Annotated in this window: 12 protein-coding genes; 6 read left to right on the top strand and 6 right to left on the bottom strand. The window is 69.8% G+C overall.

Annotated elements, in window-relative coordinates; genetic code table 11:
• Positions 1–98: 98 nt before the first annotated feature.
• From RIC11_RS08935 to proS, 4 genes are all read right to left on the bottom strand, one after another.
• On the bottom strand, positions 99–806 hold the full coding sequence (locus tag RIC11_RS08935; protein ID WP_350210423.1) for an AIM24 family protein: 708 nt from the start codon (positions 804–806) through the stop codon (positions 99–101).
• Positions 807–981: 175 nt separating this feature from the next.
• Positions 982–2,721, bottom strand: coding sequence for a multiheme c-type cytochrome (locus tag RIC11_RS08930; RefSeq protein ID WP_350210421.1), 1,740 nt, complete (start codon positions 2,719–2,721; stop codon positions 982–984).
• A 68-nt stretch (positions 2,722–2,789) separates the two neighbouring features.
• On the bottom strand, positions 2,790–4,106 hold the full coding sequence (locus RIC11_RS08925) for a DUF1573 domain-containing protein (RefSeq protein WP_350210419.1): 1,317 nt from the start codon (positions 4,104–4,106) through the stop codon (positions 2,790–2,792).
• Between the two features lie 70 nt (positions 4,107–4,176).
• A complete protein-coding gene (gene proS / locus RIC11_RS08920) occupies positions 4,177–5,700 on the bottom strand; it encodes a proline--tRNA ligase (protein WP_350210417.1) in 1,524 nt (507 codons plus the stop codon).
• A 162-nt stretch (positions 5,701–5,862) separates the two neighbouring features.
• Here proS and RIC11_RS08915 point away from each other — a divergent pair, with 162 nt between their 5' ends.
• Complete coding sequence (locus RIC11_RS08915) at positions 5,863–6,828, top strand: 3'-5' exoribonuclease YhaM family protein (protein ID WP_350210415.1); 966 nt, start codon at positions 5,863–5,865, stop codon at positions 6,826–6,828.
• Between the two features lie 185 nt (positions 6,829–7,013).
• Here the strand turns inward: RIC11_RS08915 and RIC11_RS08910 are convergent, their stop codons facing one another.
• Together RIC11_RS08910 and RIC11_RS08905 are read right to left on the bottom strand one after the other, a co-directional pair.
• Complete coding sequence (locus tag RIC11_RS08910) at positions 7,014–8,006, bottom strand: class I SAM-dependent methyltransferase (RefSeq protein ID WP_350210413.1); 993 nt, start codon at positions 8,004–8,006, stop codon at positions 7,014–7,016.
• Between the two features lie 50 nt (positions 8,007–8,056).
• On the bottom strand, positions 8,057–8,863 hold the full coding sequence (locus RIC11_RS08905; protein WP_350210412.1) for a hypothetical protein: 807 nt from the start codon (positions 8,861–8,863) through the stop codon (positions 8,057–8,059).
• Between the two features lie 254 nt (positions 8,864–9,117).
• Between RIC11_RS08905 and rnr the strand changes: the two genes are divergently transcribed.
• The 5 genes from rnr (at position 9,118) to RIC11_RS08880 (ending at position 15,553) form a co-directional block, all read left to right on the top strand.
• On the top strand, positions 9,118–11,745 hold the full coding sequence (gene rnr, locus RIC11_RS08900) for a ribonuclease R (protein ID WP_350210410.1): 2,628 nt from the start codon (positions 9,118–9,120) through the stop codon (positions 11,743–11,745).
• Between the two features lie 136 nt (positions 11,746–11,881).
• Positions 11,882–12,976: a glycine cleavage system aminomethyltransferase GcvT gene (gcvT, locus tag RIC11_RS08895; protein WP_350210715.1), complete on the top strand. Its 1,095-nt coding sequence runs from the start codon at positions 11,882–11,884 to the stop codon at positions 12,974–12,976.
• A 49-nt stretch (positions 12,977–13,025) separates the two neighbouring features.
• Positions 13,026–13,421, top strand: coding sequence for a glycine cleavage system protein GcvH (gcvH, locus tag RIC11_RS08890; RefSeq protein WP_350210408.1), 396 nt, complete (start codon positions 13,026–13,028; stop codon positions 13,419–13,421).
• A gap of 98 nt (positions 13,422–13,519) precedes the next feature.
• A complete protein-coding gene (gene gcvPA / locus RIC11_RS08885; RefSeq protein WP_350210406.1) occupies positions 13,520–14,983 on the top strand; it encodes an aminomethyl-transferring glycine dehydrogenase subunit GcvPA in 1,464 nt (487 codons plus the stop codon).
• A 102-nt stretch (positions 14,984–15,085) separates the two neighbouring features.
• A complete protein-coding gene (locus RIC11_RS08880; protein ID WP_350210404.1) occupies positions 15,086–15,553 on the top strand; it encodes a hypothetical protein in 468 nt (155 codons plus the stop codon).
• Positions 15,554–15,568: the final 15 nt, after the last annotated feature.

Genomic DNA, 15,568 nt, shown 5'->3' with positions numbered 1-15,568 from the left:
GCTCGCCCGGGCGGCTGTCAACCGAAGCCGCGCCGAGGGGCGCTAGCGGCCGCGCCGCGGGCCGCTCCCGACGCGCCCCGCGGCCGCGCCGGACCGGCTCAACCGCCCGCCTGGAAGTAGACCTCTTCCATCGGCTGGATCACCACAAAACCGTCGCCGTCGAACCGCATCTGGATGGAGTCGCCGCTGCCGCGGCCGAGGAACGTCTTGAACGACACGTCGGTCTTCAGGCTCGGCTCCAGGTCGCCCGACCACGCGACCGTCGCGTTCGGGTCGGTGTAGACCGGCAAGCCGGGCGCGACCCGCAGCGTGACCGGATCGTAGTGCGACGTGATCGCCAGCAACCCTTGGCCCTGCAGACGCACGTTGAACAAGCCACCCGCGATCAAGCCGCTGATCTTCTTCATCATGCGGATCTCGTTGCGGATCGACGCGTCGAAGGCCAGCACGTCGTTGCCGTTGACGAAGATCGCTTCGCCCTGCAGTTGCAGGATGGTCACCTTTTTCGCGTTGTCCGCCAGGTACACCCGGCCGACCCCCTCGGCCTTGGTCAGCCGCGCGCCCTCGCCGCTGACGGCCTTCTTCAGCAGGTTGCCCATGCCCTGCTGGAGGATCCCTTCGCGGGTGAACTTGACCTGGCCCGTGTAGCCAACCATCGAGCCCATTTTTATCCACGCGTCGGTGGGCAGGCCCGGGCCGCCGAGGTTCAGCTCCAGCAGGCGCGGCGTCTCGAGCTCGAAGAGGCCCTGCCCCTTGTCGGTTTGGGCGGTGGTTTGGAGGAACTCGTCGAGCGTGTAGCGGGCCATCGGGCGCCTCGCGGTTGGCGGGGATCGAGCGGGGTGTCCGCAATTGTCACCCGCGGCGGAGGCCCGGCGCGGCGGGCCGCGCCCGGAAACGCCAGCCACCCCGGTCTGCTTGGGCAGACCGGGGCGGTTGTAGGATTCGCGCGAGCGGGCTGCAGATCGCTGCGCGGCCGGGGGATCAGTCGACCCCCTCGTGCGCCACCTCGGGCCAGTACTTCTGGAAGTCGAAGTCGGGCGAGTTGTCGAGGTCGTGGCAGCCCAGGCAGTTGTTCACCGCCTTGGTGGTGCTGTTCATGAGCTGCCCGGGCATGTTCCCTTCGTTCGGCTGGATCTCCAGGTGGAGCGCCTCGCGCAGCGTCTTCATCTCGGCGTCGTCGACCTCGATGTCGCCGTACTCGGCGGCCGCGTGGCGGGCGGCCGGGCCATGGCAGTTCTCGCAGCCCTGGCCGAACATCTCCGGCGTTTCGCGGTAGCTCTTCCAGCCGCTGGCGAACGGGAAGTACTTCTGCGGCTCCCAGCCGACCGCGTGGCACGCGATACACTCCGGGTCGAAGTGCCGCGCGGGCTCCAGCGCGACGAGCGTCTCCGACGTGTGGTAGTGCGGCGTTTTCTCGAACACCTCCCAAGCGGCGGTGTGGCAGTCGGCGCAGACGGCCGAACCGGCGAAGTCGCGCTCCGTCAGGTGCGGCTTGGGCTCCAGCCCGAGGCCTTCCCACCCGAGCGATTGCAGCTCGTCCTGGTAACGCACGAGCAACCGGTACATAGCGGGCGAGTCGGCCCAGCGGTGGTCCAGCGGAACTTTCTGGTAGCGGGCCTCCCAGCCCGCGCCCGGCTCGTCGGCCGGGGCGTCTGGCTTGCGGTACAGCCCGACCACGACCGCGTACATCCCCTTGTGACCCACCTCGATCAGCAACGGCCCGCCGCCCCGCGTGGCGCCCTCGATGCGGTTGGCCTCGTCGAGCCGGATGCGGGGCTCGTCCGAGCCGCGCGCGGCGACGACCCAGTCGAACACGTCGAACCGCCGCGCGAGGGCTTCGGCCTCGGCCCGGTCGCCGTAGACCATCAGCACGTTTTGGTCGCACGCGTCGGCGTCGATCTGCGGCAGCAGCTCGGTCAGGGCCTCGTCGGCGGGCACGATCGTCAGGTCGCCGGTGGGGGCGACCTCCGAGCGGGCCTTGTCGCCGAGCACGTGGGTCACGCCGATCCGCACCGGCGGCTGGCCCTCGGCGCCGCCGACCTCGACCACGCGCCAACGCTTCGTGAAGCCGCTGTCGAAGTCGAGCACCGCCACGTTGGCCGACGTGAGCGGGTTCTCGGCCTCGTCCAGGTTGATCGCCAGGCCGAGCAGCTCCGTCCGCAAGTCCATCACGCCGAGGCCGACCGCGTCGTACCCCATCTGGATGAGCGCCTCGATGGTGTGCCGGTGCTTGATGTCGGCCTGCTTGCCGAAGTAGCGGACCTGCTCGCCCGCGTCGAGCAACACCAGCGGCCAGCCCCACTTTTCGCGGAGCGTGCGGATCATCGTGTGGCGCCGCTTCAGGCCCCCCTTCTGGTTCTCTAGGCCGGCGCACCCGCACGGTTCTAGGTAGCCGATCTGCTCGCCGGTGAACACGATCGCGGCGTCTGGCTTCGGCCAATCGACGAACACCGGGCCGTTCGCTTCGACCGGGTCGGGCTTGGGCTGCTGCTGGTGTTCGACCAGGTGGTGGTGGGCGCGCCGCAGGCGCTCGAGCGCGTCGGCGTCGAGGCCGTAGCGTTCCGCGATCTCGGGGAGGTCTTCCTCGTCCGCTAGGTACGGCGGGGGGTCCTCCCCGCCCGGTTGCTCCGCCTTGGGGGGCGCCTGGGCCAGTGCGGTGAGCACCAGCGGCGCCGCGGCCAGGAGCGTGACGCAAACAACGACGCGGTAGAGTCGGGGCACGGCGGGCTAGTCGGGCTGGGCGGTCGAGGAGGGGCGGCGGCGGTCGCCGCGAGCCGAACCGGAGCGGCTCACTCTGCTATCACAAAGCGGACCCGCACGTCTAGCTCGCTCGTCACGGGGTGGTTCGTCGACAGGCTGATGACGGCGTCGCCGGCGCCGATGCCCCCCTCGTCCTGCCCGCCGCCGCTGCGGATCACCGGCGTGCGGCCGGGGGGGATGGTCACGGTCATCTTCTGGTGCGTGACCCCGTCGCGGACCTCTTGGGGCTCGCCCAGCTCGACCTGGAGCCACTCGGGGTCGACGCTCTCGAGCCGGGCGCGGGCGCCCTCGGCGTGCTCGCCCTTGAAAGAGACCAGCAGCGTTTCGCTCGTCCCGTTCGACCGGCGAACCTTGCCCAGGTTCAGAATCCCCAGCTCCCGCGACCACCGCACGCCACGCAGAGAAATGTCGCCCTCGACGCGAGCGTACAGCGGCACCTGGAGCTCCAGGCCGTCGAGCTCGTCGGCCTCGCCCTGGGCGTCGGCTCCGGCCGCCGCCGACTTCGACACGGACTGCTCCCCGGCGGACGGCCGGGGCCCTTCTGGCAGGTTGGTTCGCACCTTGACCCAGCCGGTCACGTGGCCGATCGGCAAGCCGGGCCCGGCGGTGGCCGTGATCTTCACGCCCGACTTCGCCTTCTCTTGCGGCAGCTCGTCGGCGGGGACCTGTTCGACCCTGAGCTCGACCTTCCCCTCAAGCGGAGAGTTGTCTTCCAGTCGGGCGGTCGCCCGAAGCGGCGGTGCGTCGGGTTCGAACGAAGCGAGGTAGACGCTCGCCGCACGCTCTTCGTCGGCCGCCATCTGCCCGAACAACAGCTCGTTGGGCTGCAGGCCGGCGGGCTCGGTGATCCGCCCGGTCACCGTCAACTCTAGCCGCGACCGGAGCGGGTCGTTCGTGATCACCGTGGCGTGTTGCTGGAACGCGCCGGGCATCGACTTCGCGACCCACTCCAAGCGGACCGGCGTCGACTCGCCGGGCGCGAGGGGGCGCGAGCTGACCTCGCCTAGGGTGCACTTGCACGTGGTCTGGCCGACCTGCAGGGTCAGCGGCTTCGTGCCCGCGTTCGTCACGATGAACTCGTGCGACTCGGTCGTGCCCCGCTGCATCGCGCCGAAGTCGTAGACCGGGTCGTCGACCTCCGCGACCGGCCCCTGGACCGACGCGGCCGGGCCGCCAGGCGCCGATGGCAGGGCAGCCCCGGCGGCCGCGGCGGCCATCTCGGGCGACGGGTAGAAGCGCTCGTCGACGCGTCCGACGTCGTTCCGCGCCAGCGCCACGCCGAGCACGCCGCCGAGCACGACCGAAACGAGCAGCAACGAGAACAACTTCATCCGGCTCACACGCATGGGGATTGGAAGGATTCCGTGCCGGCGAACACGGCGGCCGCCCATTCTACCGCCCCGCGCCGTCGATTGTTCAATACGCCCTGGCGAAGACCGCTCGGCGGGGGCTCGGTTTGCCGGTGAACAAACATTCGCCGGGGCCGTCGTCGCCGGCCAGCGGCTCGATCGGCACGCAACGGGGCGTGACCTTCAGCTCCTTACACTTCTTCTCCATCTCCGGGCCGTCGGTGAAGTGGGCGTAGGCGAGCCCGCCGGGCGCGTCGTCGGCGAAGAAGGCCTCGAAGTCGGCGAGCGAGTCGACAACGGTCGTCGCGGCGTCGCGGGCGGACTCGGCCCGGTCGAACAGCGACTTCTGGATCGACCCCAGCGTGTCCGCCACGCCAGAGACCAGTTCGCCGCGCGGGGTCCCCTGCCCTTTGCCATCGCCCCCATCGAACGAAGCAGTTCGGCGGCCGACGAACGCCCCGCCGGAGGCCACGTCGCGGGGGCCGACCTCGATCCGCAGCGGCACGCCCCGCTTGACCCACTGCCACTTCTTGTCGCCGCCGCGGAGGTCGCGGTCGTCCAGCCGCACGCGCACCGCCTCGCCGTCGTAGGTCTGGGCGGACAGCTCGTCCTTGAGCGAATCGCAGTAGGCGAGCACCTCGGCGCGCTCGTCGTCCGACTTGTAGATCGGCAGGATCACCGCGTGGGCCGGCGCGAGCTTCGGCGGGACGACCAGGCCGTCGTCGTCCGAGTGCGACATGATCAGCCCCCCGACCAGCCGGGTGCTCACTCCCCAACTGGTGGTCCAGGCGTGCTCGAGCTCGCCGGATTGGTTCTGGAACTTGATGTCCTGCGCCTTGGCGAAGTTCTGGCCGAGGAAGTGGCTGGTGCCGGCCTGCAGGGCCTTGCGGTCCTGCATCATGGCCTCGATCGAATAGGTCGCCACCGCGCCGGGGAAGCGCTCGCCGGCGGTCTTCTCGCCGCGGATGACCGGCATCGCCATCGCGCCCTCGGCGAACTCGGCGTACACGTCGAGCATGCGGCGGGTCTCTTCCTCGGCTTCCTCGCGCGTGGCGTGGACCGTGTGGCCTTCCTGCCAGAGGAATTCGGTCGTGCGGAGGAACATCCGGGTGCGGAGCTCCCACCGCACCACGTTCGCCCATTGGTTGATCAAGATCGGCAGGTCGCGGTAGCTCTGCACCCAGCGGGCGAAGGTTGCGCCGATGATGGTCTCGCTCGTGGGGCGGACGATCAGCGGCTCTTCGAGCTTGGCCGAGGGGGCGGGGCGTAGGCCGCCGGTCTCTGGGTCGGGCTCCAGGCGGTGGTGGGTGACCACCGCGCACTCCTTGGCGAAGCCCTCCACGTGCTCGGCTTCCTTTTCCAGGAAGCTCATCGGGATGAAGAGCGGGAAGTAGGCGTTCTCGTGGCCGGTGGCCTTGAACATCGCGTCGAGCCGCCGCTGGATGTTCTCCCAGATCGCGTAGCCCCACGGCTTGATGACCATGCAGCCGCGCACGTCGGAGGTCTCGGCGAGGTCGGCCGCCTTGACGACCTGCTGGTACCACTCGGGGTAATTTTCGGCCCGGGTGGGGGAGATGGCGGACTTGGCCATTGCGGAGTTCGGATTGCGGATTGCGGATTGGCGGCGGTGGGAGCGGGCATTCTAGGGCCCGGGCCGCGCTTTCCGGAATGGCGCCGCCCCCCGCGTAAGCCGCCGCCCTATCTGATAGGCTCCGCCCCTGCCCAATCCGCAATCCGATTTCCGCGATCCGCAATGCCAGAACGTCGCTTCGTCTCGCAACTCGCCAACAACGAGCAGGTCGAGCAGGTCTTCCTCGCTAGCAACAAGCAACTCCGCCCGAACCGGCAGGGCAACCTGTTCTTGCAGCTCGACCTGTCCGACCGCTCCGGCACGATCGCGTGCCGCATGTGGAACGCCGGCGAGAGCGACTACCGGGGGATCGAGAACGGCGACTACGTGTACGTGGAGGGGACCGCCCAGCTCTTCCAGGGGGCGATGCAGGTCATCGCGCAGAGCGTCAAGCGTGCCGAGCCGGGCGAGGTCGACGAGTCGGACTTCATGACGCTGCAGTCGGCGGAGCTCGAGGCCCTCAGGGAGCGCCTGGTGGCGACTCTCAAGGAGATCAAGAGCAAGCCGCTCGCCGCGCTCGTCGACGCGTACCTGTCCGACGATATGTTCATGGACAAGTTCTGCCGCGCCCCGGCGGGCATCAAGAACCACCACGCCTACAAGGGCGGCCTGCTGGATCACGTGGTCAGCATGATGGACCTCGTCAAAGCGGTCGCGCCGATGTACCCGCAGCTCGACCTGGAGAAGCTGTTGGTGGGCGTGTTCTTGCACGACTCGGGGAAGGTCGACGAGCTCGAGTACGAGCGCGACCTGGCCTACACCGACGAGGGCCAGATGATCGGCCACATCGTGCAAGCGGTGTGCGTGCTCGACCGCAAGGCGCGCGACGCGGAGCAACGCTCGCAGGTCGCGATCCCCCCGGTGCTGCTGATGGAGCTCAAGCACCTGGTGATCAGCCACCACGGCCAGACGCACTTCGGCAGCCCCAAGGTCCCGATGACGCTCGAGGCGGTCACGCTGGCCACCCTCGACGACCTCGACGCCAAGCTCGCCAGCTTCACCGGCCTCATCAAAGAGTGCCCCAACGCCGACAGCCGCTGGACGCAGTACTTCCCGAACATCGACCGGAAGCTCTGGAAGGGCGTGTGAGGCGCTTAGCGACGGGGTTGAAACCGCCAAGACGCCAAGGTCGCCAAGCCAAGGCTGTTTGCTTGAGCTGAGCGCGCTAACGCCGGCGAACCAAGCGTGGCGCCGCCAGCTTCGTACACCCGACGCCGGTGCGTTCGGCTTAAGCCCGTACCTTGGCGCTCTTGGCGTCTTGGCGGTTCATCTCCTCACGCCACGCGCCCCAGCGCCAGGTCGTTGAGCATCTCTGCCGGGCGGCGGTCGCGGTACCGCTCGGTCACGCGCCGTTCGCTCACCGCGCGGGAAGCCTTCGACCAGACGCGTAGCAGCGGCCGGGCCGGCACGCTGTAGTGGGCGAGCGGCGTGTGCGACTTCAGCACGCGGAGATTCGCCTCGAACGCGCCCCGCAGGCAGGCGCCGGCGTCGCCCGCGGGCTCGCCCGCGGCGGGCTTCTCGAACACGCCGAACACGTTGCCGAACTCGACGAACCGGACCGGCCGCAGCCCGGCGAGGACCGCGGTGGCCGCGAGCGTCGCCTCGGTGAAGTGGTACAGGTGGCCCAGGTGCCACTTCTGGTTCGGCGCGGTGTCGGTCGCGACGAGGCTGGGCACCTCGACCACCATCGTGCCGCCCGGCCGCAGCCAACCGGCCAGCAGCCGCAGCGCGTCGACCGGCTGCTCCAGGTGCTCCAGCACGTGGAACATCGTCACGCAGTCGAACTGCTCCGGCTGGAACGGCGCGTCTTGGTAGAAGCCGTTGAAGACCGGCACGCCGTACTCGCGGATCGCGAACTCCGCGTAGCCGCGGTTCGGCTCCACGCCCTGCGCCGCGAACCCACGCCGCGTGGCCAAGTGGACGAACTCGCCGCCCCCCGCGCCCGCGTCGAGCAAGCGGCAGCCGGGCGCCAGCCGGTTGGCGAACACCGACAGCCGCCGCTGGGCCAGGCGGCCGGCGCGGACGATGTGCTTCGGCTTGGGGGTGGCCGTCTGCTTGTACTGGACGCGGTACTCTTCGGCGTAGAACCGGCGGACCTCGTCGGGCGTGGGCCGCGGGTCGGTGAACGCCAGGCCGCTCGCCTTGCTCATCACGGTGCGCAGCGGCTTGCCGTGGCGGTCACGCTCGGCGATCACCACCGCGCCGCGCGAGCCGGTGAGCGGGCACGGCACGTTGGCTGTCGTGTCGCGGTACAGCGGGCCGGACATTGCTGGTGGCTCGTCGGGTTTCGTGGGGGAAGGTGGGTCGGGCGCGGCGATCAGGCCGCGTAGCTTGCCGGCGTGCCCGCGCCGGAGCGATGGGTGGCTTCGGCCTTCGCGTACCAGATGTTGAGGATCGAGTTCCGCACGCCGTTCTGCTCGGACAGGGCCGTGCGGCCGTGCCAGCTCTTCAGCCCGATCTTGTTCAGCACGACGAAGGCCGACGCCGCGTTGGGCAAGAACGGCACGGTCTTCACGATGTCGAAGCCACGCGGCTCGCTCCGCCACGCGGCGGGCGCCAGGTTGCGGCGGTAGAACTCGGTGCCGAGGTGCTCTTGGCTGGCGTCGCGCGCGAGGCTGACCTGCATGGTCACGACCTTCTTGCGTGTGTCCGGGTGCGGCGTGATCCGGTAGCCCCGGGTCTCCCGGTAAAGCTCGGGCAACGCGAAGCCGGGCGCCTTGTCGAGGACCTCCTCGGGGCGGCAGCCACAGCGGAGCGCGAGGCCGCCGGCGAGCTTCGTGTAAACGGCCCGGCGGAACGCCTCGCTGGCGAGCGCCTCGCGGGCGGCCCGCCACAGCCGCGCGGCGTCGGCGTCGAGCAGGGCGAGCGAGTCCTCGTGCGTGCCCCACCGCAGCCGGCAAGCGGCGTCGCCGTCGACCGACGAGTTCGCGCCGATCGGCGTGCACAGCTCGTCGCCCGGCAACGCGTCGACCAATTCGCGGTAGAAGCCCTCCGGGAAGAGGGCGAGCGTCGTGAAATGCGGGAACGGGTCGTCGCTCGCGTGGCAGTCGTTCACGCTCTGGACGGCGTGGCGCGTCACTTCGTCGGCGAGCTTCGTGGGGTGGGCGACCGAGGGAGCGGGCATTGGTGGTTCGGATTGTTGGAGGAGCGGGCGGCGCGGAGTGTTCCAGAGGCCGCCGGAGAGCGTCAAGCTCGATCCGCGCCCCGCTGCCGCCGCCCCCCCGGGCGTGCTACCATGCCCCCCACGGCGGGCGTTCTGGCGAGCCCGCACGCGGTCGACCCGGCCGCCGACCGTGCTCTCTGATTCCCTGAGTCGGGCAATAACCGCCCGGCCCGCCGGCCCTGACCCCGGCGACTCGACCCACTCTTGATCGACCTATGGACGACGACCTCCGCGCCGCGGTGCTGTCTTACACGAGCAACCCGGCTTACCGCGCGGTCAAGCCGAAGGTGATCGCCGAGCGGCTCGGCCTCGAAGGGGACGCGGCCGCCCATTGCAAGAAGGTCATCAAGAAGATGGTGCGCGAGGAAGAGCTCGAGTTCGGCCCGAACCACCTGGTCGTGCCGATCGACCCCGATCACCCTGCGCGGGCGAACCTGATGGGCGAATCGAACGGGGAAAGCGAAAAGGGGAAGCCGGCAGAACGCCGCGGCTCGAACTATGTCGTCGGCACGTTCCGGCGGATCAGCTCCGGCGACGGTTTCGTCCGGCCCGAGGGGACTCCCAAGTCGGCGGACCGCGACCTGGACATCTTCGTCGGCGCGAAGCAGTCGGGCGACGCCGCCAGCGGCGACGTCGTGCGGATCGAGGTCTCCGGCAAGCCGGGGCCGCGCGGCAAGCCCAACGGCCGGCTCGTGGACATCGTCGAGCGGGCGACCAACGTGTTCGTTGGCTCGTACTACGAGGAAGGCGGCGTCGGCATGGTCGAGGTCGACGGCAAGGTCTTCGGCAGCGGCATCTACGTGGGCGACCCCGGCGCGAAGGGCGCGAACGAGGGGGACAAGGTGGTCGTCGAGATGGTCCGCTTCCCGTCGCAGGTGCGCGACGGCGAGGGCGTCATCACCAAGGTGCTGGGCGACCGGGCCGCGCCGGGCGTCGACACGCTGGCGATCAAGTACGAGTTCGACCTCCCCGGCGAGTTCTCCGAAGCGGCCCTCGACGACGCCCGCCGCCAGGCCGAGGCGTTCGACGAGGCGATCCCTACCGGCCGCCGCGACCTGACCGGCGAGGTCATCGTGACGATCGACCCGGTCACAGCGCGCGACTTCGACGACGCGATCTCCCTCAAGCAACTCAAGAATGGCCACTGGGAACTCGGCGTGCACATCGCCGACGTGTCGCACTTCGTGCAGCCGAAGACGGCCCTCGACAACGAGGCCTACGACCGCGCGACGAGCGTCTACCTGCCGGACGCCGTCATCCCGATGCTGCCCGAGGTGATCAGCAACAACCTGGCCAGCCTCCAGCCGGACAAGGTCCGGTACGCGGTGACCGCGCTGCTGGAGATGACCGACGAGGGCATGCCCGTCGCTTGCGAGGTCTTCAAGAGCGCGATCAAGAGCCGCCGGCGGTTCACCTACGAAGAGGTCGACGACTACCTCGCCAAGAAGAACCTCGTCGGCAAAGAGAGCCTCCTCTCCGGCCGCCCCGGCAAGCTGCCCGAAGGCCTCACGCCCGAGGTCGACCGGCTGCTGGGCGACATGTTCCGCCTGGCGATGGCGCTGCGCAAGCGCCGGCTGGAGCGCGGCGCGCTGGAGCTGCACATGCCCGAGGTCGAGATCGACCTCGACAAGAAGGGCCGCGTCGAGGGCGCGCACGTGGCCCAGAACACCGAGAGCCACCAGGTCATCGAGGAGTTCATGCTCGCCGCCAACGAGGCCGTCGCCCGGCGGCTGCGCGACGCGGGGCTGCTCTTCTTGCGCCGGATCCACGGCTCGCCCGACCCCCGCAAGAGCCGCGCGCTCACGGAGTTCGCCCGCTCGCTCGGGCTGCCCGCCGAGAACCTGCAAGACCGCTTCGAGCTGCAAGGGCTGCTCGACCGGGTCAAGGGCGACCCGCGCCAGCACGCGCTGAACTTCGCCACGCTGCGCTCGATGCAGAAGGCGGTCTACAGCCCGGAGGACGAGGGCCACTACGCGCTGGCGAGCGACTGCTACTGCCACTTCACCTCGCCGATCCGCCGCTACCCGGACCTCACGGTCCACCGCCTGCTCGAAGCCCTGGCCCAGCACGAGTCGGGCCAGGGACCCAAACCCGTCAACGAGATGGGCGTGCTCGTCCAGCAGGGCGACCACTGCAGCGAGCGCGAGGGCCGGGCCACGGCCGCGGAGCGCGTGCTCACCAAGGTCAAGCTGCTGAACTTCCTCGCCGACAAGATCGGCACGGAGATGGACGGAGTCATCACCGGCGTCGAGAAGTTCGGCGTGTTCATCATGGGCCGCGAACTGCCCGCCGAGGGGTTCATCCACATCACGGCCCTCGGCGACGACTACTACGACTTCGACCGCTCCAGCCACTCGTTCGTCGGCCGCCGCAGCGGCCGCGCTTTCCGCCTCGGCGACGCGGTCCGCGTCGCGGTCGCGGCCGTCGACGTCGACGCCCGCGAACTCGACTTCCACTACCTGGGCCGCGCGAAGGCCCCACCCCAGGCCGATGGCGAAAAGAAGCCGGCCAGCAGGTCCGGACGCCCCCTCCCGCCGGAGAAGAAGAAACGCCCCTCGCAGGGCAAGAACCGCCGCGCACGCGACCGGGCCGCCGAGGCGCAATCCTCCTCGGGCGTGAAGGGCAAGGCCGCGCGCGCCGAGGGACAGAAGCGCGGCGGCGCCAAGGGCGGCCAACAGGGCGGAGCCAAGGGCGGAGCCAAGGGCGGATCCAAAGGCGGATCCAAAGGCGGCCCACAGGGCGGCGCTAAGGGAGGAGCCCAGGGCGGCGCCAAGGGCGGGCCCCAGGGCGGTCACAAGGGCGGCCCGAAGGGCGGGGGCAATCGGGGCAAGAAGAAGGGCTGAGAGCCGCCCCGCGAATGCCGCTGCTTCGGCGGCGGGCCCCTTCCGAGGGCGGGCGACTCGGATAAGCTGAGGGTCCTGCCCGAGTCGACGACGCGGCGCGCCGCCCGTCCCCGCCCACTCGCCGGACGCCCCCGCCATCGCCGAGCTGCTGCAAACACCGATCGCCCCCTGGCACGAAGCCAACGGCGGCCGCCTCGTCGACTTCGCCGGCTGGTCGATGCCGGTGCAGTACGGCTCGATCGTCGCCGAGCACAACGCGACCCGCACCGCCGCCGGCTTGTTCGACGTGTCGCACATGGGCCGGTTCTCGGTCGAGGGCCCGAAGGCCGAAGCCTGGCTCGACGGGTTGCTCACCCGCCGCGTCGAGGGCCTCGACGAAGGCCGCGTCCGCTACAGCCTCGTCTGCAAGGAGTCCGGCGGCGTGCTCGACGACGTGCTCGTCGGCCGCAGCGGCCCCGAGCGCTTCGACTTGGTCGTCAACGCGTCGAACCGCGCGAAGCTGCTGGATTGGTTCGTCGACCACGCCGACGACGGCGCCCGGCTCACCGACCACACGACCGCGACCGCGATGATCGCCGCGCAAGGCCCCAAGGCGGTCGCGCTAGTCGCCGGCTTGGCCGACGCCGACGTGGCCTCGCTCCGCTACTACCAAGCCCGCAGGTCCGGCGTGGCCGGCGTGGCCTGCTCGGTCAGCCGGACCGGCTACACCGGCGAGGACGGGTTCGAGCTCGTCTGCCCGGCCGACGAGGCCGTCGCGCTGTGGGAGAAGCTCCTCGAGCGGGGCGCCCTCGCCTGCGGCCTCGCCGCACGCGACACGCTGCGACTCGAAGCCGGCATGCCGCTGTACGGCCACGAGCTGACCGAGGTCCTCAACCCGATCCACGCGGGCCTCGGCTTCGCCGTCACTTTCGACAAGGCCGACGGGTCGCCGCGCGAGTTCGTGGGGCGCCACGCGTGCCTGCTCGCCAAGGACGACGGCGCGCTGGCCAAGCGCGTGGGCCTGCTGGTCGAGGGCAAGCGCCCGCCGCGCGAACAATACCGCGTCATGGTCGATGGGAGGCCGTGCGGCGTTGTCACCAGCGGGACCCACTCGCCGACCCTCGGCCGGCCGATCGCGATGGCCTACGTCGAGCCTCAGTTCGCGGCCGACGGCACGCGGCTGGCCGTCGACATCCGCGGCGCCGAGACGCCCGCCGTCGTCGCGCCGCTGCCGTTTTACAAGCGCGCGTGACCCGCCCCCCAAGCCTCACCCCCTCAAGCCTCAGGCCTCACACCTCTTCATGGACCCCGAAAAACTCCTCTACGCCAAGACCCACGAGTGGGTGGCGGTCGCCGAGTCCGAAGGCCAGAAGGTCGCCACGGTCGGCATCAGCAAGCACGCCGTCGAAGCCCTGACCGACCTGGTCTTCATCGAGCTGCCCAAGCCCGGCGCGAAAGTGGCCGCCGGCGAGGCGTTCTGTGAAGTCGAATCCGTCAAAGCGGTTAGCGACATCTACAGCCCGGTCACCGGCGAGGTCGCCGAGGTCAACGAGCCCCTCGCCGACGAGCTCGAGAAGATCTCCGACGACCCCTACGGCGACGGCTGGATCGCCAGGATCCGCATCACCGACGACGCGGCCCTCGCCGCCCTGATGGACCACGCCGCTTACGAAAAGATGATCGCCGAAGAAGCGTAGCGATTGCGGATTGGGGATTGCGGATTGCGGAGTCCGGCTTCCCCCCCCGCAAAGAGTCGCGAGCGAAACAATCCGCAATCCGAAATCCCCAATCCGCAATGCCGTTTACTTACAACACCGACGAAGACGTCGCCCAGATGCTCGCCGCAATCGGCGCCGAATCGATCGACGAGCTGCTCGCGCAGGTGCCGGCCGACTTCCGGCTCGACCGACCGCTCGACCTGCCCCCCGCGATGGGCGAGATGGAGCTCGACCGCCACACGCGCGAGCTTGCCAGCCGCAACGTCGGCGCGGCTTCCGGCGCGGTGTCGCTGCTCGGCGGCGGCTCGTACGACCACTTCGTCCCCGCCGTGGTCGACGCGATCGCCAGCCGCGGCGAGTTCTACACGAGCTACACGCCCTACCAGGCCGAGGTCGCCCAGGGCAACCTGCAAGCGATGTTCGAGTACCAGACGCTCATCACGCGCCTGACCGGCCTGGATGTGAGCAACTGCAGCCTCTACGACGGCGCCAGCGCCGCGGCCGAGGCGGTCCTCATGGCGCTGGCCGCCGGCAAGGGCCGCAGCCGCGTCGTCCTCCCCGCGAGCCTGCACCCCGAGTACCGCCAGACGATCGAGACCTACCTCACGTGCCTCGACGCCCAGGCCGTGACCGTCCCCGCGCCCTCAGGCGTGGTCGACCCCGACGAGCTCCGCTCGGCCGTCGACGACCAAACGGCCTGCGTTCTGCTGCAGCAGCCCAACTTCTTCGGCTGCGTCGAGGACGCCGACGCGGCGACACAGATCGCCCACGAGGCCGGCGCGTTGATGATCGCCGTGTTCGACCCGATCAGCCTCGGCCTGATGAAGCGCCCCGGCGACTGGGCCGCCGGCGACTGGGCCGGCGGCGCCGAAGCGGGCGGCGCCGAGGAACGCCTAACCGGCGGGGCCGACATCGCCGTTTGCGAGGGCCAGTCGCTCGGCTCGCCGATGCAGTACGGCGGCCCTTACCTGGGCGTGCTCGCCTGCCGCGAAGGCCTCGTGCGGCGGATGCCGGGCCGCGTCGTCGGCGAAACCAAAGACCGCCGCGGCAAACGCTGCTACGTGCTCACGCTACAAACCCGCGAACAACACATCCGCCGCGACAAGGCCACGAGCAACGTGTGCAGCAACCAAGGGCTGTTCGCCCTACGGGCGACCGTTTACCTGTCGCTGCTCGGCCCCGAAGGCCTGAAAGAAACCGCCAACCACTGCCTCCAAAAGAGCCGCTACCTGGCCGAGCGGCTGTGCGAGACCGAGCGGTTCGAACTGGCCTTCGCCGCGCCGACGTTCAAGGAGTTCGTCGTGCGCGACCGGCAAGACCGCATCGACGACTTGATCCGGGACGGCCTCGACGCCGGCTACCTGATCGGGGTTCCGCTCGGGCGGTTCTACCCCGAGCTGTCCGATTGCCTGCTGGTGTGCGTGACCGAGAAGCGCACGCGGCAGGAACTCGACCGCCTTGTTGAGGTGGTCGGGGTTGGGGACCACGGAGCCACGAGGCACACCAAGGCCCAGAAGTACGAGCCGGCGACGGTCGGCTAGCTCGCCGAGGCGCGACCGTGAGGGAGCGACCCAGAGAGACAACAACCCCGTTCGGTCGCTCCCTCACGGTCGCGGCTCCGTCAGCGTTCCCCAAGCGTCGCTATGAGCAGTCCTCAACTGTCGCTCAAGCAAGCCCCCGCGGCGACGCTCAATCTGCTGCTTGAGCGGCCCGAGCTGGCGGTCGTTTTCTGGATGGACCCCGACTACAAGCCACCAAAGCAGCCCGGCTGGGTCAAGTTCATCGCCCGCCGCCTGGGCGGCTACACCCCGCCGATGGAGCTCCCCGAGGCGCCGCCGGAGCTCGATCGATCGGGCGAGGTGCTGCGGCTCGACGGGGGCCTCGACGTGCAAACCAACGAAAGCCTGGCCCCGCTGCTCACCGGCGGTAAGGCGATCGAAGGCAGCACGCACGGCTACGGCGACGAGCGCGCCGTCTACCCGAATGAAGTCGCAGAACTCGACCGCCACCTAAGCGCGCTCGCCGCTGAAAACGGCGCCTTTAAAGAGCTAAAGAACTACCTCCACGGCACGAGCGAAAAGTCGCTCGGCGTCGTCGTCAAGCTAAGCTAGCCCCCTCCGCGACTC

It is taken from the genome of Botrimarina sp. (genome assembly GCF_040219535.1).
GTDB lineage: Bacteria > Planctomycetota > Planctomycetia > Pirellulales > Lacipirellulaceae > Botrimarina.
Note: the sequence above shows the minus strand (reverse complement) of the source record. Positions and strands in the feature narration are given on the sequence as shown.

Bases quoted from the DNA above. Each gene is read 5' to 3' on its own strand.
- gcvPA (WP_350210406.1), top strand. From the start codon at position 13,520: ATGCCGTTTACTTACAACACCGACGAAGACGTCGCCCAGATGCTCGCC.
- RIC11_RS08935 (WP_350210423.1), bottom strand. From the start codon at position 806: ATGGCCCGCTACACGCTCGACGAGTTCCTCCAAACCACCGCCCAAACC.
- rnr (WP_350210410.1), top strand. From the start codon at position 9,118: ATGGACGACGACCTCCGCGCCGCGGTGCTGTCTTACACGAGCAACCCG.
- RIC11_RS08905 (WP_350210412.1), bottom strand. From the start codon at position 8,863: ATGCCCGCTCCCTCGGTCGCCCACCCCACGAAGCTCGCCGACGAAGTG.
- gcvH (WP_350210408.1), top strand. From the start codon at position 13,026: ATGGACCCCGAAAAACTCCTCTACGCCAAGACCCACGAGTGGGTGGCG.
- RIC11_RS08915 (WP_350210415.1), top strand. From the start codon at position 5,863: ATGCCAGAACGTCGCTTCGTCTCGCAACTCGCCAACAACGAGCAGGTC.
- proS (WP_350210417.1), bottom strand. From the start codon at position 5,700: ATGGCCAAGTCCGCCATCTCCCCCACCCGGGCCGAAAATTACCCCGAG.
- RIC11_RS08925 (WP_350210419.1), bottom strand. From the start codon at position 4,106: ATGCGTGTGAGCCGGATGAAGTTGTTCTCGTTGCTGCTCGTTTCGGTC.
- RIC11_RS08910 (WP_350210413.1), bottom strand. From the start codon at position 8,006: ATGTCCGGCCCGCTGTACCGCGACACGACAGCCAACGTGCCGTGCCCG.
- RIC11_RS08880 (WP_350210404.1), top strand. From the start codon at position 15,086: ATGAGCAGTCCTCAACTGTCGCTCAAGCAAGCCCCCGCGGCGACGCTC.